Genomic DNA, 24,830 nt, shown 5'->3' on the forward strand with positions numbered 1-24,830 from the left:
AAGGAGAATGTCAATCTGACAACTCTTGGATTTGATTCAGAAGAGTCTGATCGCTATCAGGCAATCATTACACCTATTGATATTGCTGGTGAGAGACTCGGAACATTGTTCATATACAAGATGGCAGAGACATACGAAATAGATGATATTATCCTGTGTGAGTATGGAACTACAGTCGTAGGTCTTGAAATGCTTCGTGCGGTTAATGAAGAGAGCGCAGAAGAGAATCGTAAGATTGCGGTTGTTAAGTCTGCGATAAGTACGTTATCTTTTTCAGAAATGGAAGCTATTGTTCATATATTTGATGAGCTTAATGGTATGGAGGGGGTTCTTGTTGCCAGCAAGATTGCGGATAGAGATGGCATAACACGCTCTGTTATTGTGAATGCACTTCGTAAATTTGAAAGCGCAGGTGTTATAGAATCCAGAAGTTCTGGAATGAAAGGAACTTATATAAAAGTTCTTAATGACGTTGTATTTGATGAAGTCAAAAAACTAAAAAAAGAGTCTAAATAAATTGAGCCTTGATAAAGTGAAATATCAAGACTTCACATTGCAAGAATTCGAATTAAAATGTAGCAGGTAATGTAAAATACTTAAACATTATTCTGCAGGAATTCGAATTAAAATGTAGCAGCTAATGTAAAATACTCAAACATTATTCTGCAGGAATTTAACTTAAAATACATCAGGCAATATGCAAAAGCTAAACTTTACGCTGATTAATACCGAAATATAGGTAACAGCGTAAATCTTACCGGAATTAAATTTAATAAGACCGGTTTATAGTACATCAAAGAATTAAGGATTTATCGCTGTTTGACGGTGATAGATCCTTTTTAAATGGCTAATATTGTCGCAAATACGTCAACATTACTTGCAATTTACAGATAAAACCTTTATCATAAATATTGAATAATCAGATATTTTTTTACTCTAAATTGTCCACGGATGGGAGAAACGCAAACTGATAAGCAATAGCGGTATGTTGCAGGTTTAATCGTTTTTAGGCCGCAGAATAAGCGGAGTAAAAGGGGTAAGCATGATTAATTCCAACGCTTTCGATTATATAAATGTTCTTGATGCTACGGCAGATGCGGCATGGACCAGAAATGAGATCATAGCCAATAATATTGCCAATGCAACAACTCCCGGTTATAAAAGAGAAGATATAGATTTTGAAAATGAGCTAAGACGTGCTCTTGGCTATATGAAATATAAATCACTTGATGAAAAGGTTGAAAATCTTCGAGGAAGTGAGCTAAAAGGCAGGACTTATAAAGACAGTATCAATTATTCTTACAGACTTGATGAGAACAATGTAGATATTGAGCAGGAGAACATTGAACTTGTATCCAATCAGCTCAAGTATCAGGGCGTTATAGCAAGTCTTACATCAGAATTCCAGAACCTTTCAACAGCAATGAGATCTTCATCATAATTTCTGGTCATCAGGACAGAAAGGAATAAGATATGAGTTTATTTACATCGTTTGATATCAATGGATCAGGTCTTACAGCTCAGAGGTTCCGTATGGATATTATCTCTGAGAATATAGCCAATGCAAACACGACTCGTGATGAAGACGGCGATCCTTATGTGCGTAAGGTTGTAACTTTTTCTGAAAAAGGTACGCAGACTCCTTTTTCAAAAATCCTTAATCAAAGACTTGATAACTACTCGGGTAAGGGTGTTAAAGTCACTACTGTTCAGGAAGATACGAAGACTCAGATGAACATCGTGTATGATCCTTCTCATCCTGATGCAGACGAAGACGGATATGTTACATATCCTAACGTAAATATAGTTACAGAGATGACTAATCTTATCGACGCAAGTAATGCTTACCAGGCTAATGCTACAGCTTTTAATGCGAGCAAGCAGATTGCACAGATGGGACTTACAATGGGACAGGGAGGCTGATAAGCTTTTAGCTTTGATGCAAAGTTTTATCAAGAATGTCGCGGCATTTTTGATCGGGTTTTATTTCGGGTAAAAAAAACTATTGTTCGGGGCAGTGCATGGGAAAAGGCTGTTTTTTCCCAAAAAGGAGAGGGCTGATGGCTGATATTTCTACTCTTACCAATGTTTCTTCGGGTGCGATAAGGAATGCCGAAAAGGCAACGAGTAATGTTACGAACCCGGTGGGCAAAGTCGACGAACGTAATACTTTTTCTAAAATACTATCTTCCACAATTGATAACATCAATACTACCAATGCTTATCTTTCTGATGCTGAAAATGCAGAGATAGAGTGGGCGCTTGGCCAGTCTGATAATACTCATGATCTGACGATAGCACTAAACAAGGCTCAGACAGCACTTCAATATACTGTTGCTATAAGGGACAGAGTCCTAACAGCTTACAACCAGCTTATGCAGATGCAGTTCTAATACAATCTGACTACACTGGATATTTACAAAGACAGTTCTAGTACATTCAGACTACATAGGATATTTACAAAGACAGTTCTAAAATATTCAGACTACACAGGATATTTACAAAGACAGTTCTAATACATTCAGACTACACCGGATATTTATAAAATTACAATTCACGGCTTATGGGAGCCTGTGCATACAATAGGATAAAAAGTAAGGATTCTTATGTAAATTGCAGAAGTACGTATTGAACTAGTATATGCGTAGACTATAAGTGGTTTACTTTTGGGACAAAGAATCTTTTTGCAGAACTTTTTATCTCTATACTCAGAGGGGAGGTAAGTATGCAGGAAAGATTGAAAGCTATTCTCGACAGGATCAAAGAGTGGTGGAACCGTTTTACCACCAAGCAAAAGACGATGATTGTTGCTGTAAGTGCTGGCGCGCTTGTCACACTTGCAATTCTTATAATGGTCTTCTCGCAGCCTAAATACGTGATACTTGTCACGGCGGATGATACTGCTCAGGCTGCAGAGATAAGAGATCTTCTTGAGGAAAATTCTGTAAATTATCAGTTGTCAGAAGATGCTCTTGTATTCAGGGTTCGTGAAGCGGACCAGCAGAATGCGAGACTTCTTCTTGCTGCTAACGGAGTTCAGGCTGACGACTATACAATTGATAATGTTACTGATTCAAGCTTTACCACCACAGAATCTGACAAGCAGAAGAAATATGTAACCTATATGGAAAAAAAGCTTGAGAAAGATCTGGCATCCATCGAGACCATAAACTGGGCAAGAGTTACTCTTCATGTGCCTGAAGACGATGGAACGCTTCTTGCTTCTCAGGAATCATCCACTGCAAGTATTCTTGTGGAATTAGAGGACCCTGAGAATTTTACGGAAGACAATGCGGCTTTTATAGCCAAGATCATAGCTGCGGCCCTTGGTAATGAGAATACAGAAGGAATTGTTATCATAGACAGCCTTGGAAACATGCTTTATGCAGGTGAGGATCAGACAAGCATCGGTATTGCATCTTCACAGCTTACACTTAAGCAAAAAGCTGAAGCGTCTGTAAGAGGAGCTGTAAGAAGTGTAATACTCGGAACCAATCTCTATGACAATGTTGAAGTTGGAACTAATCTTGCAATGGATTTTTCTACAATAGATGATACCGTTCATACCTATACACCTGTAGATGGCGGTTCTCAAGGTGTTCTCAGTTCACAAAGGACGTATTCATCAGAATCAAGTGGCGGAGAAACCGGAGTTCCCGGAACAGATACTAACGATGATACAACTTATGTAACAGAGGATACCGAGAATTACTCACAGTCAGTATCGGAAGAAGAGTTCAATTATCTTCCAAATGAGAGGATCACTACTACAAATACTCCACCTGGATCAATTGATTATGAAAATTCATCAGTTTCTGTATCAGCTATTAATTACGTAGTCATGAACGAAGATGACTATAAGGCAGAAGATCATGATGGTATGACCTGGAATGAATATAAGCTTGCAAACACTTCTCCAGTAGATGTCACAGAGACAATAGATGCAGCTACTCTTGCAAGACTTCAGAATCTTGTAGCCAATGCAACGGGTATTGATACTGAAAATATCACAGTAGGACTTTTTGAACAGAACGTATATTTTGACAGCGAAGGATTTAATGTAAGTCTTACAGACCTCCTTCAGATAATCCTGATCCTTGTGATACTCGCTCTTCTTGCATTCGTTATTATCAGAAGCCTTCGCTCTGAGCGTCAGGAAGAGGTTGAAGATGAGCCTGAAGAACTTTCGGTTGAACAGCTTCTTGAATCACAGCCCGAAGAAGCAGAAGCTCTTGAGAATATCGAAATGGATGAGGGATCTGAAACCAAGCATCTTATCGAAGAATTCGTCGAGCAGAATCCTGAAGCAGCTGCAAACCTTCTTCGTAACTGGCTAAATGATGATTATGCTTGATGTAATGGCATGAAAACATTTATTAACTGCCTATGGTAATCAAATTGCTAGGGAAGGGACTTGGTTACATGTGCGAAGTCTGTAACATAAATATTTTTTGACAAAAAATAATGGGAGAATACTTATGGCTGAAGAAGATGAAGTAATGTCTGGACCACCACCGGCGGTGAATCTAACAGAGAATCTGACAGGAACGCAAAAGGCAGCAATTCTTCTTATTGCACTTGGGCCTGAGAAGTCGTCGCTTATTTTTAAATACCTGAAGGAAGAGGAGATTGAGGAGCTCACTCTTGAAATTGCAAATACAAGGTCTGTAAGTTCTGAGATCAAAGAGGCTGTTATCAATGATTTCTATGGCGTATGTCTTGCCCAGCAGTACATTGCTGAAGGCGGTATCACATATGCTAAGGAACTTCTTGAAAAAGCCCTTGGTGAAGACAAGGCTATGGATGTTATCAGTAAGTTGACAGCTTCCCTGCAGGTTAAGCCTTTTGAATTTATCAGAAAGACGGATCCTTCACAGATACTTACGTTTATACAGGATGAGCATCCCCAGACTATAGCACTTATTTTGTCCTATATGTCTCCTGCACAAAGCTCTCAGATCCTGGGCGCTCTTACACCTGACAGACAGGCTGATGTAGCCAAGAGGATAGCTACTATGGATAGAACAAGTCCTGATACTATTAAAGATGTCGAAAAAGTACTGGAGACCAAGCTTTCATCGCTTGTTAACCAGGATTACACTATCATCGGCGGTGTCGATGCTGTTGTTGAGATCCTCAATACAGTTGATCGTCAGACAGAAAAGCATATCATGGAGACTCTGGAAATCGAAGAGCCCGAGCTTGCTGATGAAATCCGTAAGAAGATGTTCGTATTCGAAGATATCCTTATGCTGGATGATCGTTCCATTCAGAGAGTTCTTCGAGATGTTGATAACTCTGATCTGTCCCTTGCTTGTAAGGGTGCTAATGAACAGGTTCAGACTGCAATATTCAACAACCTTTCAAAGCGTCTTGCTGTCATGATCAAGGAAGATATGGACTTTATGGGACCTGTTCGTATGAAGGATGTTGAAGAAGCACAGCAGAAGATCGTTAACATTATCAGAAAACTTGAGGATTCTGGCGAAATTGTAATCTCCAGAGGCGGAGGTGATGAGATAGTTGTCTAATCTTGTAAAAGGCATGTGGGTTACTCTTGATAGTGAAGATACAAGAGTGATCGATAATAATGAGCTATCAGATCTGAAGATCCAGGAATCTTATGAAGAGGAAATGAGGCGTCGTGCCAGACTGAATGCCCAGATGCAGGAAGAAAACAGCGCAGACGAAATGTATGAGCCTCAGTTCAACGAAGGACTGGATGCAGAACAGCTTGACAGACTTATGGAAGATCAGGAGGGCATGGATGGCATGCCCTCTGAGATGAGTTTGTCTGATTTTGACACAAATGAAGGAATGATGCAGGATCAGGCTTCTATGAATCAGATGCAGGGAGGCGCAGGTTATAATGACCCTGGCGCTATTCCTGCCAGTGTTCAAAAGGATGTTGATCAGATCCTTGATGATGCCCAGATCCAGGCCAATCAGATAGTTGCGGATGCAAGAGCCCAGGCTGAGCAGATCATCAATGAGGCAAGAGATGAAGGTCACAGGCAAGGCTATGATGAAGGTTATCAGGAAGGCCTTAGTAAGTCCGAAGACAAGGTTCAAAAGACTATCAAGAAAAAAGAAAAAGAGCTTGATACAAGGTACGAGCGCATGGTTCAGTCAATAGAGCCTGAAATGGTAGATACACTGACAAGAATCTATGAGCATGTTTTTAACGTATCCTTTAAGGATGATAAAGAGATAATTCTTCACCTTTTACAGACATCACTATCAAGAATTGAATCAAGCGGAAGTCTTCTTATACACATATCACCGGATGATTATGACATGATAACAGATGCCAAGGATCAGCTGATGCAAAATGTCGTAAGTCCTGATACGGCGCTTGAACTTGTAGAAGATCCTACACTTAAGGAAAATGAGTGTATTATCGAAACAGATGGTGGCATCTTTGACTGCAGCGTTGGTGTAGAACTGGAAGAACTTGGAAGAAAGATTAAATTATTATCTTTTGACAGAAGATAATTATGCATATATCGGTTCTGGCTGCAATTATATCCTGTAATAATCCTGCAATGATAATCTTGTAATAATGATCTTGTAATAATGATCCGGTCTGTTGGAGATGACTTATGGCGAGTGGACTTATAGATTATAGCAGATACAAGAAACTTGAGACTCAGACCTTTTACAGAACAAGAGGAAAGGTCATAAATATCGTCGGTCTTACAATCGAGTCTGCGGGACCCGATGCGAAGATGGGCGATATTTGTTACATATATCCTAAGCAAAAAGGTGATGAGTCACCTGTTAAATATTCAGGAAAGCCTACTATGGCGGAAGTTGTAGGCTTTGCAAATGGAAGAGTCCAGCTCATGCCCTATGAGAATACAAGTGGCATAGGAAGCGGATCGATTGTGGAAAATACTGAGTCGCCCCTTAGAGTAAATGTTGGAGACGGCCTTCTTGGGCAGACTCTGGACGGACTTGGAAGGATTGATGGAACAAGCTATGGCCAGGGACATGTTCTTGAAAACGGTATTTCGTATTCTGTTGAGAATCAGCCTCCGGATCCCATGTCCAGAGACCCGATATCAGACGTTCTTCCTCTTGGAGTCAAGGCAGTTGACGGACTTCTTACAGTAGGAAAGGGACAGCGTATTGGAATATTTGCAGGTTCCGGTGTCGGAAAATCTACTCTTCTTGGTATGTTTGCCCGTAATACTAAAGCCGATATAAATGTAATAGCACTTATAGGAGAGCGAGGAAGAGAGGTTCGAGAATTCATAGAAAGAGACCTTGGAGAAGAAGGTGTTCAAAGGTCTGTAGTTATAGTTGCAACATCTGATAAGCCTGCTCTTGAAAGAGTCAAGGCTGCAAAAACAGCTACATCCATAGCTGAATATTTCAGGGACCAGGGTAAAGATGTGCTTCTTATGATGGATTCACTGACACGTTTTTCAATGGCACAAAGAGAAATAGGTCTTGCAAGCGGTGAGCCGCCTGTATCAAGAGGTTATCCGCCGTCCGTATATGCAGAAATGCCAAAGCTCTTAGAGCGTGCAGGAAGATCTTCAAAAGGCTCTATAACAGGGCTTTATACAGTTCTTGTAGATGGTGATGATTTTAATGAGCCTATTACTGATACGGCCAGATCTATTCTTGACGGACATATAGTACTTAACAGAAAGCTTGCGCAGAAGAATCATTATCCGGCGATTGATGTACTTCAGAGTATCTCCAGATGTATGTCTGCTATAGCATCTCCTGAGCAGAAGCGCTCTGCAGGACGATTCAAGAATGTCATGGCAACCTATAATGATGCTGAAGACCTGATTAATATAGGTGCTTACAGGAAAGGTGCCAACAAAAATATTGATTATGCTATTGATAAAATAGATGCGGTCAATGCCTTTTTACTTCAATCAACGGAAGAGAAGTTCACCTTTGAGGAAATAATTGAGCAGCTTGAAGAACTTTTTCCTGATGAACCCAAGAAATAACTTCTAAGCCTAAGTGTACTTGAGTAAAGCAAAGAAATGATCAGGAGGCGCTATTGGCTAAGTTTGTATATAGGATGCAGAGTGTCCTCAATTTAAAGATCAAAACTGAAAATCAGTCCAAGATGGAGTTTGGAACTGCCCAGATGCATCTCAATGAAGAGCTTGATAAGCTAGATCTTTTGAAAAAACGTCTTGAGGATTATCTAAGAGAAGGCGAGGAACTTCAAAAAAGTAAGCTTAATGTAAACGAGATTCTCTTTAATGGCAATGCCGTAGAAAATGTAAAGGCGCAGATAGAAGATCAGAAAGTAAATGTTGAGAAAGCTGAAAAGGTTGTAGACGAAGCAAGGTTAAAACTCTCCAAAGATATGCAGGAACGTAAGATGCAGGAAACTCTTCGCGACAGGGCTTTCCAGGAATATATTCAGGAGGAAAAAGACGCTGAGTTTAAGGAAAGCGATCAAAGGACCAGCTTTACATACGGCCAGCGTATAAACCAGAACAGGCAATAAAGTTATATTAGTTGAATTGTTAACCGGATATGTTTAGATATAGCATCTAACAGAGCTATAAGAATAAAAGAGGGATTTTATGGCTACTAAGAAAAAAGAACAAGAACCCGAAAGACCAGCATACACATTGCCGGATGACCCTAAAGAGGCAATGAAACAACTTAAAGCAGACAGGAAACAGCTGCGTACTGATCAAAAGGCGGCTGCCAAGGAAGCAAGACTTCGTGCAAGAGAGATGGAGGAAGCAGAGGCAGAGCTTACAGGAGATGTACATGGCGGCCTTGGATCTTTTCTTCTGATCCTTCTTATAATACTTGTCTGGCTCCTTCTTATGGCGATCATGATCAAGTTCAATATATTCGGGCTTGGTGATACGCTGACGCCTGCGCTTAAGGATATTCCATATATCCAAAACCTTCTTCCGGGAGCTACGGTAAAAACTGAAAGTGAAAGTGAAGAAGTGACAGAAACTGTATCAGATAATTCTGAATATGTCGCTTCTCTTGAAAGGGAGCTTTCAGAGCAGCTTGCAAGAAATGCCTCACTTTCAGCAACTATTGATGTTTTAAATGCTGAAGTTGAGAGGCTTGAGCCATTCGAAGCTGAACAGGCTGAGCTTCAGCAGGAAAAGGAACAGTTCTATAACGATATAATCTACAATGACAATGCTCCTGATGCAAGCGCCTATGCTTCTTATTATGCGATGATAGATCCTGAAGAAGCAGCTAAGATATATGAAGAGGTCGCTGCCAATGAAGTTTCAGATGAGGAAGTTGAAGTATATGCTGCAACCTTCTCTGCTATGAAACCTAAGGAAGCTGCTGAGATCTTCAACAACATGTCCAACATAACGCTTGTTGCAAGAATCTTAAAGCAAATGGGTAGTGATGACAGAGGTAAGATAATGGCCAAACTCGACACGGATGTGGCAGAAAAAGTCACGGAACTCTTAGAGCCTGAAGGACTTCCTGAACTTTCAGATAATAGCGGCACAAGCTAAACATGGTTCCCACTGCGAATGAATTTTGCAGTGGGAGCTTTTTATTTTTTATCAGAAAAGGTTATGGGTTTTGCAATATACTCCGATATATGTGATGACAGTTAATATATGCGCAGGGAAGCGCTTCTATATTTAGTTCTAAATGCAGGATCCCATGACAAGGACGTCACAGATGCAGCAGGAAAGGAGTGCCAGTACATGCCAGGAAACACTATGGGCGATGTCGGAGCACTGGCGCTGATGCCACAGGTGGCGGTTACAGCTACAAGGGTAGTAAGTAAAGTGCAGTCGACAAATGGCGGTGATTTTGGCAGTGTCATTGAAAACGCAAGGTTATCGAACATAGCAGATTCGAACCAGACATTTAAGACAGAAAGTACACTACAAAATACCGGACAGGACAACTCACAAAGAAATGTGAACACTAATGAACGGCCAAAGCTACAGGATAACAAAGGCAGCATAAAAGATTCAGCTAACAACAATCCTAAAGATGAACCTGAAAAGATCGACAGCAAGTTTAAAACAACAGATACAAGTGGAGATAACAAGGTAAGTGATCTTGAAAGCAAGGTAGATGAGATCAGTGAAGATTTGGAAGAAGCAGGTAATGAGCTGGTTTCACAGATCGCCGATGAACTTGATGTAACAGATGAAGAAGTATTGGAAATATTAGCATCACTTGGAATGACAGTTACAGATCTTTTTAATCCTGAAAATCTGACACAAGTGGTAATGGAAGTCACCGGCGTTGATGATGTGGCAGAGATACTGATGGATGAAGATCTTACATCTTCATTACAGGAACTTTTAAAAAGTGCACGTGATATGATCGAGGACATAGCTTCAGATTACGACACTTCGCCGCATGAAGTAGACAAGATGCTTGAAACCCTGAAGGAACTTGAGCAAAAAGACAATCCGCTTAAGGAAGAGACAGTATTAAAAGATCCTAAAGCTTTGGATAAGCAGTCCTTGGAAGACAAGATCAAGATCGAGTTTGAACAAAAAAATAATCCTTCAAATGAACAGGTGCAGGAAGGCAGGCATGAGGGAAAGAGTGATGGACAAGGACAGGATTTTAAGGGCGAAGGACAAAATCTTTTTTCACAAAATGAAGAAATAAAGACTCCTGAAATGAATCCTTATCAGCAGATGGTCAATGACTTAAAGAGTGCATTTAATGAAGCAGTAAATGAAGCGGCAAGACCCCAGCATACAGCAGCTGATCCTTCTGACGTTATAAACCAGATAACCGAATACATGAAAGTTAACGTCAAAGCGGATACAACATCGATGGAGATACAGCTTCATCCCGCAAGTCTTGGAACAGTCAAAGTCATGATAGAGCAGGCACAGGACGGCGGCGTAAGCGCTAAATTCACAGCATCTACAGAAGAAGCCAAGACAGTACTTCAGACACAGCTAATGCAGCTTCAGCAAAAGCTTGATGAGCAGGGAATTAAAGTAAATGCTGTTGAAGTAGCAGTTGATGCACATGCATTTGAACAAAATCTTGAAAAAGGTAATCAGGAGAATGCTTCAGAACAGGAAGAAAAACGTCAGAGCAGAATAAGGAGAATAAACCTTGGTGATCCGGACCTATTGCAGGAGGGTACCTTGGAGCTCGACGAAGAAACAAGACTCGCAGCCGAGATGATGGCAGCAAACGGACAGACTGTTGATTATACAGCTTAAATAATATGAACTTATAAGTTTGCTTATGACGAGTCTGGAATGAGGTGACAAAATGGCAGTAGATGCAATAGTAAAAGATGGTGTAATCGTAAATAACGGAAAAGCTGCTTCTGAAACTACCGAAACTACTTCAAATGACAAGCTTGGCGAATACAAAGAGCAGTTCATGCAGCTTCTGTGTGCGCAGATGAAATATCAGGATCCACTGGAGCCCACATCTAATACAGAATATATTTCTCAGTACGCTCAGTTCACACAGGTTGAGCAGATGCAGAATATGGCTCAGAATATGGCGCTTAACAGGGCATCTGATATGGTTGGTAAGACGGTTCAGATAACTGAAGTAGATGAATCAACGGGTGAGACAACCTCAGTCGTTGAAGGCGTAGTAGATTATGTATCATATTCAAATGGTGATGCATATGTAAGCGTAAACGGTAGTAAATACAGTCTTGATGACGTAACAGCAGTTGTTGACAGCACATACTACAGTGATACAAAGCTCGTCGATACGGTAAATGAACTTCTTGAAGAGCTTCCAGGTGTTGATTATGTAACACTTTATTCTGATCAGAGTAATCTTGAAAAGATGCTAAGCGCTTATGAATCTATATCAGGAGATGTATCATCTTACTTTACAACAACAGAGCTTTCAAAGATTTCACAGTATGCTCTTAAGTATGCAGAACTTGTCGAGAAGGCATCACAGACATCAGAGGAAAGTACGGATACTACAAGTACTACTGAAGTAGAAGAAACTTAAAGAGTAAGACATAAAGATCAAAACTTAACAATCAAGCTTTAAAGATCAAAACTTAACGAACAAGCTTTAAAGATCAAATTTTAAAGAACAAAGATTAAGTTTTAAAGATCAAGGTTTAGAATTAATGATTTTGGTAACAGGAGATTAAAGCATAAAAACTTTAATCTCCGGATATGAAAGGAGAAGATTAACAAATGAATAGCTTTAATCCATCCTTTCTTTCCATAGATCAAGTTCAGGGTCAGTACCTGAATAAAGAAAAGATTACAAAACCGGTATCAGGGGTTAAAGAAGCTCAAGAATCTTTTTCATCTATACTGGACAAAGCTCAGGAACAGGCCCGAAATAGTGAGCCGCTTAAATTCTCAAAACATGCAGCAGCAAGGCTCAGCGACAGAAATATTGAAATATCAAGTGAACAACTTGAACGCCTGAATCAGGGAAAGATACAGGCAGGAGAGAAAGGAATCAGCGAATCACTTATACTTGTCGATTCTCTGGCTTTCATCGTAAACGTACCTAACAATACGGTAGTTACAGCAATGAACCAGGAAGACAGCAGTGATAGCAAAGTATTTACAAATATAGACGGAGCAGTAATAGCATAAGGCCGGACTTAAGAAAAAAGATTTTTCTACAAAGAGGTCTATAAAATCCCGACTGACAGAAGGATTTTAAATATATATTCTGCTCCTGCAGATGCCCGTTATTAAATGTTAAAAGATCAGATCTATAAAGGTACTTTTATATAAGTGCAGTTACTTATCCGGCGATCTTAGTAAAACATTATGGCATCGTTTAGTAGGAGGTTTTATCTATGTTAAGATCAATGTACTCAGGTGTTGCAGGCTTAAAGACTCATCAGACCAAAATGGACGTTATTGGTAACAATATCGCTAATGTTAACACCACATCTTTTAAATCTCAGAACATCAGCTTCTCAGATCTTATGTATCAGACAACTCAGAATGCATCCGGCGCTACCGAGACAACCGGTGGTGTTAATGCCCGTCAGATAGGTCTTGGTGCCCAGTCTGCAGCTATAGCAACAGCTATTGAAACTCAGGGCGCAACACAGACGACCAATAACCCATACGATCTTATGATATCCGGAAATGCTTTCTTTATCGTAAATGATGGAACTCAGAATGTATATACACGTGATGGTTCATTCTATGTTGATGGACAAGGTAATCTTGCAACTCAGTCAGACGGTTACTATGTCATGGGATGGATGGCAGTTACAGATGAAGATACCGGCGTAACTTCAATAAATACAAATGGCGGCCTTTCAAGTCTTCAGATCATGAGCGATGAGACCAATACATTCCCTCCTGAAGGAACATCACAGGCTGTTATAAGCGGTAATATTGACGCCAAGGATTCTAATATTACTTCATCAGCAGGTAAGACAATCGCCCTTGAATTCTATGATAATCTTGGTTATCTCTATACTGCAGAATTCACTATTAAGGACGTTGATGATGAGCTTAATACCTATACCATGACTCTTACTGACATCATGGATTCTGACGGAAATTCAGTAGGAGCTGAGCAGCTTGCAATGGTTCATCTTGGAAATGATACTCAGGCAGGTGTTACAACTCAGGTTCCTGGCGTTCTTGCTGCAGGATATTATGTATCAAGTTATTCAGCATCAAAGGGAACAGCAGATTTTTCATATTCTGACAGTGACACAACGACTACGGATACAGTTCTTTACTCAGGAGTACCTACAAGCGGATCATTATCTGACCTTGATGATGCTGGTGTATTATATGATCTTTATAAGATAACCATTGATGATGAAACATTCTTTGATGAAGATACTTATACAATGGATGAACTTGGAAATCTTACTATTTCTCATATAAGCACAACATCTACAACTACTACAAAAAGCGTAGTAGATGATACAACTACAACATCATATGCTGTAACAGTAAATGGCACTACAGCAACAGTTTCATATACAACTACAACAGGAACACTTACCTCAGATAGTGATGGCGGTAAATATACAGCTATAGCTTCAGCGCTTAAAACTGCCTATAGCATTCCTACTGGGCTTTCATCATCAACTACATATCATACAACTGATGGAAGTACAGTTATTCTTACAGTTCCATCTTCAACAACTGCATCAACAAAAAGTGACTATACAGTTAGTGTAACAAGTGGAACTGCTACAATAACATATGGAACAGCTACTACAGCTACAGCTTCTGTAAGTGGTAATTATTCTAAGCTTTCAGAAACAGAAACAGTACTTGGTTATTATGGTCTTACGGCTGATACAAGCTCATCTGATACATATGTTATTTCATCAAATGGAATTACTGTAACAAGTACAGTTACAGGAACGCTTCAAAGTGGCTATACTTATGATAGTTCTGAAGAAACTATAACTGATGGTACAAATACTTACGAGGACGTTGAAGCTTCAGGTACAATGACTGATGATATTGCTGCGGCATTTGGTATATCATCAGATGATTATGATGAAGATGATACATATACGATAACAGAAAGTGATGATGGTACAGTAACGATAAGTATTGCGCATACTGTAACAACTAAATTACAGGATTCCACTAATGTTTCTGCTAATGTAGGTTCATCAACAGTTACATATACAGATAGTACAAATGTAAAAACATATACAATTGATTCAACAGGTGATCTTGAAGATCTGGAAAGTGATACAAATGCATCAGCAATTTTGGCAGCTTTTGGACTTACCAGTGTTGACGATTATGAGTCTGATTCTGATTATAGTGAATCAACATATGTAATATCATCAAGTGGCCTTTCGATTACTACATATAAAGATACTACTTATACACTTGATACTGATTCGGGTTATTCGGCTTCTACATCAGGTACTACAGTTACTGTATCTCTTACTTCTTCAGAAACACTTGATACTGAAGGCCAGATGACAGAGCTTTCATCTACAGTTAAGAACGCATTTGGAATATCAAGTTCTGACTATGACACAAGTGAACCTTATGATACCTATACTATAGAAGTTGATAGTAGTGGTAATGCAACACTTACGATCACAGATAATTCATATGAAACTGTAGCAACAGAATACAACCGCAACGAGATGACTCTTAATTATGATCATGCTACAGGCGCATATACAGGAGCAACCTTCAAGCAGGCTGATACCACTGAGAATGGTATTACTTATACTGACATAACTACTGACAAGATAATCCTTAACTTTAACCCTGATATGGATGATTCAGTTAACCCATGGACAGATGTATATCTTGATCTGTCTACAACTACTAACTATAACTCATCAGGAACATCTACACTTCAGGCATCAAAGGGAGATCTTGCAGGTAACAATACTGGACGTATGATGGGTAAGATGACAGGTATATCCATTTCCAAGGATGGTAAGATATCAGCTTCCTATTCAAATGGTCAGACACTTCTTCTTGCACAGATAGCATCTGCAACCTTTGCTAATGCATCAGGTCTTGAGAAGGCTGGTAATAACCTCTATACAGCAACACTTAACTCAGGAGATCCTGTAGTTGCTGATATTACAGTTGGCGGTGGATCCATTTCAACCGGTGTTCTTGAAATGAGTAATGTAGACCTTTCCAATGAGTTCACCAACATGATCACAGCACAGCGTGGTTTCCAGGCTAACTCACGTATCATCACAGTTTCAGATACACTTCTTGAAGAGCTTACAAATCTGAAGAGATGATAAAGGCTTATAGCTATTAACCATTAGTAACTGTATCAAATACATATGGTTATATAAAAATATTCAAATAGTAATAAAACGAATGGCATAGGGAGAAAGAGTGTCTAAGGCATTTTTTCTCCCAAGCCTGTATCAGGAATTTTAGGATCAGCATCTGTGGTTGACATAACTGGTTTTATCTAACAATTTTTACCAAAAATTGCAAAAAAATTTGTATCTTTAGTATAAAATTGACAGACAAGTACAATATTTCGTGATATAATATTTTTTATAAAATACAAAAATCACAAAATGTTTGCACGAACCAATGTCTATCTATTGTTGTCTTCTCATTCTTAATGTCGTGAACAAAGGAGATTTAACGTGGATATAGCTACATTAGCAGCGCTTGGTGGCGGCGTACTTATTATTCTAATAGGAATTGCTACAGCCGGTGGTCTTCAGACAATTCCAAGTTACATTGACATACCGTCGGTTGTTATCACAATCGGTGGTTCTCTGCTTGCAACATTTGGTACCAATACGATTCCCGGTGCTATAACAGCTCTTAAAACAGTTGGAATTGTTATAAAAATGCCAAGTTTTGATATGTCAGGACTTGTCAAACAGATTGTTGATCTGTCTAATACCGCAAGAAAAGAAGGACTTCTGGCTCTTGAAGAAGCAGCTAATGGTATTGAAGATCCTCTTCTTAAAAAGGGACTTTTGCTTACTGCAGATGGTACTGAGCCGGAGCTTGTAAGAGCGATCCTTGAAGCGGAAATTGACTCAATAGATGCAAGACATAAAGTTAATATCAAGTTCTTCGAGGACTGGGCCAGCCAGGGTCCTTCCTGGGGTATGATCGGTACTCTTATAGGACTTGTTAACATGCTTAATAACATGTCAGATGCATCTTCACTTGGACCTAATATGGCGGTTGCCCTTATCACAACATTCTACGGATCGGCGATCGCTAACTGGATTTGTTTCCCTGTTGCAGAAAAACTCAAATTCGATAATGATCAGGAGCTTACATATAAAGGCGTAATGATAGAGGGTATCCTGTCCATACAGGCAGGTGAAAACCCCAGAGTAACCGAAGAAAAGCTTAAGGCATTTATGAATCCTGCTGAAAGAGAAGCTTACGACGCAGCTAACGGTGGCGGAGGTGAGTAGTAATGGCTAAAGCAAAAAAAGAAGCCCCGCCTAAAAAAGGATGTCCTGCCTGGCAGGGAACCTTTGGCGATCTTATGAATCTGCTTCTGTGTTTCTTCGTGCTTCTTTTCTCGATGTCAACTTTGGATGCAGCAAAGTACGAGGAAGTTGCAGCATCTTTTAGTGCGGCTTTTGGTCTTTTCTCAGGTGGTCAGAATGCACTTGGTGATGGCGCACTTGTGGGTGATGGCGTATCTCAGCTTAGCTCACTTTCTGCATATACTACTTCTATGGGCGCATCTTCTTCGGGAGAGGCTGAAGATATCACAGATTCAACATCAGGAGAGGAGACTTCTGAAGGAGCTTCATCTGATGTATCTGAAGCAGAAGCAACTCTTGAAGCAGCGCAGCTTGAAGCATCCGAAGAACTTGCCAAAGAGGTCACCGAGGCCCTTCAGGAGGGCATGTCTGAGGAAGAACTTGCAGAGCTTACAGAAGAGGAAGTTATATCAGATGTAATCCTGAATTATACGAGCCAGTATGTTCAGCTGACTATAAGTGGTTCATTACTATTTGCTTCTGGTAGTTCGCAGGTTCAGGAAAGTGCTTATCCTGTCCTTAACAAGGTTGGCGCAGTACTTGAAAGCTATGCCGGCGGAACTATTGAAATTGAAGGTCATACAGATAACGTGCCGATCAGCAATTCACAGTTTGCTAATAATGATGAGCTTTCAGATGCTCGTGCACTATCTGTTTTCTATTATATTCTTGATGTGACGGATCTGGATCCTGCTAACATCAAGCACTCAGGAAGAGGAGAATATCAGCCGGTAGCTGATAATACTACAGCTGAAGGCAGAGCTAAGAACAGACGTGTTGAGATAAGGATCTATAACCCTCTCAGTGCGCAGTACTGATCATAGTATAAGAATAATTTATATTTTATAAATATACAGCATTTGTAGCAGAGACTAAAACGGCTTTGATGATTTTGATAAAAGCATAAGGCCTACCAGGAGGAAGTTTATGAAAAGGAACATGCTGGCTATTATCATTCTGGCTCTTCTTGTTATCAATACGGTTCTTACAGGAATAGTAATGCTGTCTGTCATGCAGACCAACCAAAAGACAGCTACCGTAATATCTGATATAGCATCTGCACTTGAACTTGAGGCAGGAGGCGGTTCGGGTACAAGTTCAGGATTTGCAAGGCAGGCTTCGGATATAACTGCTGCAGAAACTGCCAACTATGAAATAACCGACATTCAGATATCACTTGCCAAGACAGAAAGCGGTCAGTCAGCTATTTTGCAGTGCTCACTTAATATTTCAATGGATACTGTAAATTCTGATTATGCAACACTTGGATCAAGTGACAGCTTATCAGGTGCTACCTCTAAGATCAAATCAATTGTCAATGAGGTTGTATCTCCTTACAATTACGACAATGTAGCTGAAAATCAGGCAGCTATCGAGAAAGAGATCCTCGAAAAGGTTCAGGATTATTTCGGATCTGCTTTTATCTATGACATAAGCTTCAGTTCATTCTTGCCTGTTAAGATGTAATCAAGGGCCTATGGGAGAGAAGGAAGTATGAGTGATGTCTTAAGCCAAAATGAGATAGATAACCTACTGGCGGCGCTGTCAACAGGTGAGCTTGATGTCGAAGAGATGTCCAAGGCCGATGAGAAAAAGGTCAAGGACTATGATTTCAGACGCCCGGCGAAGTTCTCTAAAGAGCATCTAAGGACACTTGAGATCATATTTGAGCATTATGGCAGACTTCTTGCTACGACTATGCCCCTTTATCTTAGAAAAAATGTTCAGATCACTGTAGAAAACTCCGAAACAGTTACGTTCTCAGAGTTTTCCAATGCTCTTTCCAACCCTGTAATACTTGGAATAGTAAACCTCAATCCTCTTCAGGGACAGATAATAGTAGAAGTTCAGTCTAATATTGGCTTTGCTTTTATAGACAGAATGCTGGGCGGTGAAGGAACAGCTCTTGATAAGCCAAGACCTTTTACCGACATAGAGATGCCTCTTATAGAGAAGATGGTCACAATATGTGTTCAGCAGATGGTAGAACCTTGGGAAAATGTTGTAAACATTGATCCTATTCTTGACAGAATTGAGACCAATCCTCAGTTTGCCCAGGTCATATCACCTACAGATATGATCGCTATCGTCACACTTAATATGAAGATAGGTGATGTAGAAGGACTTATGAACTTCTGTCTTCCATTCTTTACACTCGAAAGTGTAATGGACAGACTCAATACCAAGTACTGGTTCTCGAGTATGCAAAGGCATAACGAAGAGAACGATTCGGAATTTCTTGAATCTCTTGTCAGGAGGATCGAGGTTCCTGTCAAAGCTGTACTTGGAAAGTGCCAGGTATCTGTCAGCGATTTCGTACAGCTGCAGCTTGGAGATATTATAAGGCTTGATTCTAAGGTGACACAGGAAATGCATGTATATGTGGGAGATATTGATAAATTCACAGCGCTTCCTGGAACATCGGATAAGAAGTACGCGGTAAGGGTTACGTCGGTGATAAGAGAGGAGGAATAAAAGATGGACGGAACACTCTCTCAGGATGAAATTAATGCCCTCCTGGAAGGAATGGATACATCTGGCGGTGCAGATTCCGGCGATTCTGCATCTGGCGGTGGTGGTGCTATGAGCAGTGAAATTGATGAATCCCTTCTTACAGATGTTGAGAAAGACGCGGTAGGTGAAGTAGCCAATATCAGTATGGGTTCTTCTGCGACAACTCTTTTCTCACTCGTAAATCAGAAGGTTAATATCACAACGCCCAGAGTTACGCTTTGTAACTGGGATACCTTGATGGCAGATTACGAAAGACCTTGTGTATTTGTTCAGATCAAATACACGATAGGTCTTGACGGTAGTAACATCATGATCCTCAAAGAACATGATGTTATGGTCATCACTGATCTTATGATGGGCGGCGATGGTACCAATATTCAGGATGGTGAGATAGGAGAACTTCAGCTTTCTGCTATCTCTGAAGCAATGAACCAGATGATGGGTGCTGCTGCGACAGCTCTCTCATCAATGATCGATCAAAAAGTTGATATTTCGCCGCCTCAGGCTACGCTCCTTGCGGCTATGGATACTGATCCCGGTGAAATAGCAGAATTTCTTCGCGGAACATTTGTAAGGATCACATTTAAGATGCAGATTGGTGATCTTGTAGATTCTTCAATCATGCAATTGTATCCTGTTGACTTTGCGAAGAGTTTGTATGATACTTTTATTACAAGCACTAAAGAGGATCAACTTCCTCCACCTCAAGAACCTGCTCCTGCACCAGAGCAGCCTGCACCTTCGATGGATGCCGGAATGCCGGCTATGGACCAGTCACAGATGCAGCAACAGCCGATGATGCAGCAGCCAATGATGCAGCAACAGCCAATGATGCAGCCGCAGATGATGATGCAGCCGCAGATGATGCCAATGCAGAATATGAATGTTCAGCCGGCATCATTCCAGAACTTCAGTCCTGATGGCCAGCTCATAGCAGGTGGAGAGAATATCACACTTATCAAAGATGTTCCTCTTGAAGTAACTGTAGAGCTTGGGCGTACGCACAAGCCGATTTCCGACATTCTTGATTTTGCACCCGGGACGATCATAGAACTTGATAAGGTAGCAGGTGAACCTGTAGATGTACTTGTAAATGGCAAGTACGTAGCCAAGGGAGAAGTAGTAGTAATCGACGAAAGTTTTGGTGTCAGAGTAACTGAAATTATTAAGTAAAGTAATCCGCATATCTGTCCGATATATTTTACGCAGATTGCGATTAGCATTTCATAACTTATTAACAGACAACTAAGATTACGTAAAGAAATGGAGAATGAGCGATGGCAAAAAATGTGTTAGTTTGTGATGACGCAGCATTTATGAGAATGATGATCAAGGATATTCTTACGAAAAATGGCTACAATGTCGCAGGCGAAGCAGAGAATGGAGCAAAAGCCGTAGAAAAATACAACGAGCTTCATCCGGATCTTGTGCTTATGGATATCACTATGCCTGAAATGGATGGAATCCAGGCTTTAAAGAAAATTAAGGAAGGTGATCCTAAAGCTATAGTTATTATGTGTTCAGCAATGGGTCAGCAGGCCATGGTTGTTGAAGCTATACAGTCAGGCGCTCGTGACTTTATCGTTAAACCTTTCCAGGCAGACCGTGTTCTCGAGGCTGTAAAGAAGGTTATAGGATAATTTGGACGTTACAGCGATAGCTCAGTTTTTGACTGTGATATTTTTATTCATAGTTATTCTGGCGCTTACATATATCACAACCAGATTTATTGCTGGGTATCAGAAAAACAGTTCTGCTAATACCAACATTGAATCTGTTGAAGTCATGCGCCTTAGTCAGAGCCAATACGTACAGATAATACGTATTGGCACTAAGTATGTGGCAATAGCTGTGAGCAAGGATTCCGTAGAAAAGCTCTGTGAGCTTTCATCCGAGGACGTGAAAGCTGTAGCATCTGAGCCTTCTTCAGCGAATTCATTTAAAGATATCATGGATAAAATTAAACAGGGTTTGCAGCGCTAACAGAATTAAAACCCATAACCGGGTTTTGATTTCTTAATTTAGCCTAATGCGGGGGATCAAGCGGAATATGAAAAATCCTAAGGGAAAGGACAGCATACGCCGGTTGCTTCTAAGAGCTGTCATCAGCACTGCGGCATCCGCGGTTATGGTGGCCTTTCTTTCTTTTGCAATTCCTTTGGTATCAACTGCGACCGAGGCCGGAACAGTTTATGTTGACGACACCACGGATACTGACCCAACTGTAGAACCGGATTACCATCTTACTGGTACGGATGATGAGCGTACCAATATTACGGACCCCGGTAGCGCCGAAACGGCAGAAGACCTTTCGGAACTTAATATAGCCAACTATGTTACTGTTACTTATGACAATGGTAATGGTGACATTAATGGTGCACTGCGTATTTTCATTACACTTACTCTTATAGCGCTTGCACCTTCTATTATCATTATGATGACCTCATTTACGAGGATCATCCTGGTTCTTCACTTTACCCGAACAGCACTTAATACTCAGACAGCCCCTCCTAACATGGTAATGATAGGTCTGGCTTTGTTTCTGACCTTTTATATCATGCAGCCCACTATACTTCGTGTATACAACGAGGCTTACGTTCCGTTTAATAACGGCGAGATAACCCAGCAGGAGCTCTTGGACAAGGCAATGGTTCCTATAAGAGAGTTCATGTATCCTCAGACTCAGCGCAAGGACGTTGTTATGTTCATGGAGATAAGCGGTGATGAGTGGGATGGAACCCTGGATGATATTCCTACAACAGTTCTTGTTCCTTCATTTATGATAAGTGAACTAAGGACAGGATTCATCATAGGATTCCTTATCTATATTCCGTTTATTGTAATTGATATGGTTGTTGCATCAGTACTTATGTCAATGGGTATGATGATGCTGCCGCCTACGACTATATCCATGCCGTTTAAGATTCTTTTATTCGTTCTTGCAGATGGCTGGAATCTTATTATTGGAAGTCTTGTTAAGACTTTTTATTAGCAAATGTATAATAAGTGTTAAATATAAATTTCAGGTGATTTTTAGTAAAAGAAGCTGCGAAAGGAGGTCCTCTTTATGGATGCCGGTGTTGTTAATCAGATAATAAGAGATGCACTGTTTCTGGTAATAAAGGTTGGAGGACCTATGCTCCTTGCTTCTCTTGTAATGGGTCTTGTGATCTCTATTTTCCAGACTGTCACTTCAATTCAGGAACAGACACTTACCTTTGTACCAAAGCTTTTGGTTGCATTTTTATGTCTTATTCTTCTTGGCAACTATATGGGGACGCAGATTTCTGATTTTATGACTAAGCTCTGGTCGGATTTTTCACTTTATATTCACTGATCTGAAGTTTACACCTTGTATCGGGAATATGAAGGATCAAAAGGGTTCTGAGGGCTAATACAATGATTGATATATCTTTTACCTATGGAGATCTTGAATATTTTCTTCTGATACTGGTGAGAATATCTGCCTTTGTATTTGTTGCGCCCTTTTTCTCTGTAAAAGGAATCCCGAGAAGGTATAAGGTCGGATTTTCCTTGTTTCTGGCTATGGTAATGTTCGATGTGGCTCCAAGGGCGGCTCTTTCTTATTCAACTGTATACGGCTATGCGTTCATAGTTTTAAGAGAGCTTGCTACAGGAATCATACTTGGCTTTTCTTCGCTTATCTGCATGCAGATCGGAGCTTTTGCAGGTCAGATCATCGATATGATGACAGGTCTTTCCATGGTATCTATCATGGACCCTTCAACTAATATCAATGTAACTATAACGGGTGCATTATATCAGCAGATGCTTATGGTAATGCTTATTATAAGCGGGATGTACAGATATCTTATCAAAGCCCTGGCAGATTCATTTACTCTTATTCCTGTAAATGGAGCCATGTTCCAGACACATTTCCTTCTTCAGGCAATGCTTGAATTTATGAAGGACTATATGGTTATAGGATTTAGGATAACACTTCCTGTTTTTATAGTATCTTTTACCATGAATATTGTTCTTGGTATACTTGCAAAGGTTTCTCCTCAGCTTAATATGTTTGCTGTAGGTATGCAGCTTAAGATACTTGTTGGACTTGGGATTTTGTTTATTACAAGTTCGCTTATGTCAGTTGCTTCAGAATTTATCTTTGATCAGATGAAAATATTACTCCAGGAGTTTGCGTATGGAATTGCGCCTTAGGTATGATCTTCAGTTCTTCGCCAAGGAAGGCCCTGGCGGTGAGAAGACTGAAGAGGCAACCGGTAAAAGATTAAATGATGCAAGAAAAAAAGGTCAGGTGGCTAAGAGTCAGGAAATAACTGTGGCTGCGGATCTTTTTGCGTTTTTTATAATCCTTAATGTTTATAAAGAATATCTTGGAGAATATTTTGTATTTCTTTTTAGAGATACTTATGAGAATATTCCGGATACTATAGTCATGGTGGATGGCTATATTCCTTCATCTACTATTTATTCCCTTTTTGTTAAAATATTACTTATAGTACTTTTGGCAGTACTGCCATATCTTCTTGCAGGCTTTGCCCTTGCTTTTATCTGTAATATCGCTCAGTTTGGTTTTAAGATAACTACTGAACCCATGAAGCCTAAATTCAATAAGCTCAATCCTTTGAGCGGTATTAAGCGTATTTTTTCAGTTCAGTCTCTTTTTAATCTTTTAAAGTCTCTTTTGAAGATAGGTCTTATTTCTATTGTCGTAGTTATGACGCTTACGGGCAGGCAGGAGTCTCTTTTTCTTTTATATGATATGCCTCTTAAACAGGGGATTGCTCTTATGGGCGATATTATAATCGATGTCGGGATCAGATGTTCTGCGGTTTATATACTGATAGCGGCAATAGATTTCATATATCAGAAGCATAAGTTTCGTGAAGACATGAAGATGACTAAGCAGGAAGTTAAAGATGAATATAAGGATACTGAAGGTGATCCTCAGATTAAGTCCAAACAGAAACAGAAGATGAGAGAAGCTTCCCAGCGCCGTATGATGCAGGAACTTCCTAAAGCGGACGTTGTTATCACAAACCCTACGCACTATGCTGTAGCACTTATCTACAATCAGGACGAGGATCCTGCTCCTAAAGTTATAGCCAAGGGTGCTGACTTTATGGCTCAAAGGATTAAGGATGCAGCTAAAGAGAATCATATAGAGATCGTAGAAGATAAGCCTCTTGCAAGAATGCTTTACGCCAATGTCGAAATTGGTGAATTCATACCTCCTGAGCTTTATAAAGCTGTAGCAGAGGTTCTTGCATATGTATATAAGCTTCAGGGCAAGATCTGATCTATAGAGAGGTTTTGTTTTTTACAGCAGAGGTGTTCGTTATAGGGTCATTTAGTCAAAAATAATCAAAAAACCGACATATTTTTTATAAAAAATGATGAAATTGCGGTATTTTTT

At 40.1% G+C, this 24,830-nt stretch carries 25 protein-coding genes; all 25 read left to right on the forward strand.

Annotation, left to right across the window (positions count from 1 at the left end; all coding sequences use genetic code 11):
* The coding region (gene codY / locus K6G87_RS13650; protein ID WP_296838402.1) for a GTP-sensing pleiotropic transcriptional regulator CodY at positions 1-516 on the forward strand (516 nt) is incomplete at its 5' end.
* A gap of 526 nt (positions 517-1,042) precedes the next feature.
* Positions 1,043-1,441 carry a flagellar basal body rod protein FlgB gene (gene flgB / locus K6G87_RS13655; protein ID WP_296838405.1) on the forward strand — a complete coding sequence of 133 codons (399 nt, stop codon included), beginning with the start codon at positions 1,043-1,045 and terminating at the stop codon, positions 1,439-1,441.
* A gap of 32 nt (positions 1,442-1,473) precedes the next feature.
* Positions 1,474-1,923, forward strand: a complete 450-nt coding sequence (flgC, locus tag K6G87_RS13660; RefSeq protein WP_296838406.1) for a flagellar basal body rod protein FlgC — start codon at positions 1,474-1,476, stop codon at positions 1,921-1,923.
* 137 nt (positions 1,924-2,060) lie between these two features.
* A complete protein-coding gene (fliE, locus tag K6G87_RS13665; protein WP_296838408.1) occupies positions 2,061-2,393 on the forward strand; it encodes a flagellar hook-basal body complex protein FliE in 333 nt (110 codons plus the stop codon).
* Positions 2,394-2,725: 332 nt separating this feature from the next.
* A complete protein-coding gene (gene fliF / locus K6G87_RS13670) occupies positions 2,726-4,354 on the forward strand; it encodes a flagellar basal-body MS-ring/collar protein FliF (RefSeq protein WP_296838410.1) in 1,629 nt (542 codons plus the stop codon).
* Positions 4,355-4,499: 145 nt separating this feature from the next.
* Positions 4,500-5,531, forward strand: coding sequence for a flagellar motor switch protein FliG (gene fliG / locus K6G87_RS13675; protein WP_296838485.1), 1,032 nt, complete (start codon positions 4,500-4,502; stop codon positions 5,529-5,531).
* Entirely contained in the window at positions 5,524-6,495 is a 972-nt protein-coding gene (gene sctL / locus K6G87_RS13680; protein ID WP_296838412.1) for a type III secretion system stator protein SctL, read from the forward strand. Before fliG ends, sctL begins: the two co-directional genes overlap by 8 nt.
* A gap of 107 nt (positions 6,496-6,602) precedes the next feature.
* Complete coding sequence (gene fliI, locus K6G87_RS13685) at positions 6,603-7,973, forward strand: flagellar protein export ATPase FliI (RefSeq protein WP_296838414.1); 1,371 nt, start codon at positions 6,603-6,605, stop codon at positions 7,971-7,973.
* Positions 7,974-8,026: 53 nt separating this feature from the next.
* A complete protein-coding gene (gene fliJ, locus K6G87_RS13690; protein ID WP_296838417.1) occupies positions 8,027-8,485 on the forward strand; it encodes a flagellar export protein FliJ in 459 nt (152 codons plus the stop codon).
* A 79-nt stretch (positions 8,486-8,564) separates the two neighbouring features.
* Complete coding sequence (locus K6G87_RS13695) at positions 8,565-9,485, forward strand: magnesium transporter MgtE N-terminal domain-containing protein (protein ID WP_296838419.1); 921 nt, start codon at positions 8,565-8,567, stop codon at positions 9,483-9,485.
* A 108-nt stretch (positions 9,486-9,593) separates the two neighbouring features.
* Positions 9,594-11,183, forward strand: a complete 1,590-nt coding sequence (locus K6G87_RS13700) for a flagellar hook-length control protein FliK (RefSeq protein WP_296838421.1) — start codon at positions 9,594-9,596, stop codon at positions 11,181-11,183.
* Between the two features lie 52 nt (positions 11,184-11,235).
* Positions 11,236-11,946, forward strand: a complete 711-nt coding sequence (locus K6G87_RS13705; protein WP_296838422.1) for a flagellar hook capping FlgD N-terminal domain-containing protein — start codon at positions 11,236-11,238, stop codon at positions 11,944-11,946.
* A gap of 194 nt (positions 11,947-12,140) precedes the next feature.
* Complete coding sequence (locus K6G87_RS13710) at positions 12,141-12,554, forward strand: TIGR02530 family flagellar biosynthesis protein (RefSeq protein ID WP_296838426.1); 414 nt, start codon at positions 12,141-12,143, stop codon at positions 12,552-12,554.
* 209 nt (positions 12,555-12,763) lie between these two features.
* Entirely contained in the window at positions 12,764-15,679 is a 2,916-nt protein-coding gene (locus tag K6G87_RS13715) for a flagellar hook-basal body complex protein (RefSeq protein WP_296838427.1), read from the forward strand.
* A gap of 363 nt (positions 15,680-16,042) precedes the next feature.
* Positions 16,043-16,837: a motility protein A gene (locus tag K6G87_RS13720; protein WP_296838428.1), complete on the forward strand. Its 795-nt coding sequence runs from the start codon at positions 16,043-16,045 to the stop codon at positions 16,835-16,837.
* 2 nt (positions 16,838-16,839) lie between these two features.
* Positions 16,840-17,733: a flagellar motor protein MotB gene (locus K6G87_RS13725; protein ID WP_296838431.1), complete on the forward strand. Its 894-nt coding sequence runs from the start codon at positions 16,840-16,842 to the stop codon at positions 17,731-17,733.
* Between the two features lie 109 nt (positions 17,734-17,842).
* Positions 17,843-18,382: a flagellar basal body-associated FliL family protein gene (locus tag K6G87_RS13730; protein WP_296838432.1), complete on the forward strand. Its 540-nt coding sequence runs from the start codon at positions 17,843-17,845 to the stop codon at positions 18,380-18,382.
* A 27-nt stretch (positions 18,383-18,409) separates the two neighbouring features.
* Positions 18,410-19,390, forward strand: coding sequence for a flagellar motor switch protein FliM (gene fliM, locus K6G87_RS13735; protein ID WP_296838434.1), 981 nt, complete (start codon positions 18,410-18,412; stop codon positions 19,388-19,390).
* 3 nt (positions 19,391-19,393) lie between these two features.
* Positions 19,394-20,602, forward strand: a complete 1,209-nt coding sequence (fliY, locus tag K6G87_RS13740; RefSeq protein ID WP_296838435.1) for a flagellar motor switch phosphatase FliY — start codon at positions 19,394-19,396, stop codon at positions 20,600-20,602.
* Positions 20,603-20,706: 104 nt separating this feature from the next.
* Positions 20,707-21,069, forward strand: a complete 363-nt coding sequence (locus K6G87_RS13745; RefSeq protein WP_296838438.1) for a response regulator — start codon at positions 20,707-20,709, stop codon at positions 21,067-21,069.
* Position 21,070: 1 nt separating this feature from the next.
* The gene (locus K6G87_RS13750) at positions 21,071-21,412 is read left to right on the forward strand and encodes a flagellar biosynthetic protein FliO (RefSeq protein ID WP_296838439.1); all 342 of its coding nucleotides are present in this window, start codon (positions 21,071-21,073) and stop codon (positions 21,410-21,412) included.
* Positions 21,413-21,479: 67 nt separating this feature from the next.
* The gene (gene fliP / locus K6G87_RS13755; RefSeq protein ID WP_296838440.1) at positions 21,480-22,421 is read left to right on the forward strand and encodes a flagellar type III secretion system pore protein FliP; all 942 of its coding nucleotides are present in this window, start codon (positions 21,480-21,482) and stop codon (positions 22,419-22,421) included.
* A gap of 75 nt (positions 22,422-22,496) precedes the next feature.
* Positions 22,497-22,766, forward strand: a complete 270-nt coding sequence (gene fliQ, locus K6G87_RS13760) for a flagellar biosynthesis protein FliQ (RefSeq protein WP_296838442.1) — start codon at positions 22,497-22,499, stop codon at positions 22,764-22,766.
* A gap of 62 nt (positions 22,767-22,828) precedes the next feature.
* Complete coding sequence (locus K6G87_RS13765; protein ID WP_296838445.1) at positions 22,829-23,611, forward strand: flagellar biosynthetic protein FliR; 783 nt, start codon at positions 22,829-22,831, stop codon at positions 23,609-23,611.
* The gene (gene flhB, locus K6G87_RS13770; RefSeq protein WP_296838446.1) at positions 23,595-24,713 is read left to right on the forward strand and encodes a flagellar biosynthesis protein FlhB; all 1,119 of its coding nucleotides are present in this window, start codon (positions 23,595-23,597) and stop codon (positions 24,711-24,713) included. The genes K6G87_RS13765 and flhB overlap by 17 nt, the downstream gene beginning before the upstream one ends.
* Positions 24,714-24,830: the final 117 nt, after the last annotated feature.

The organism is Butyrivibrio sp., from assembly GCF_024699075.1.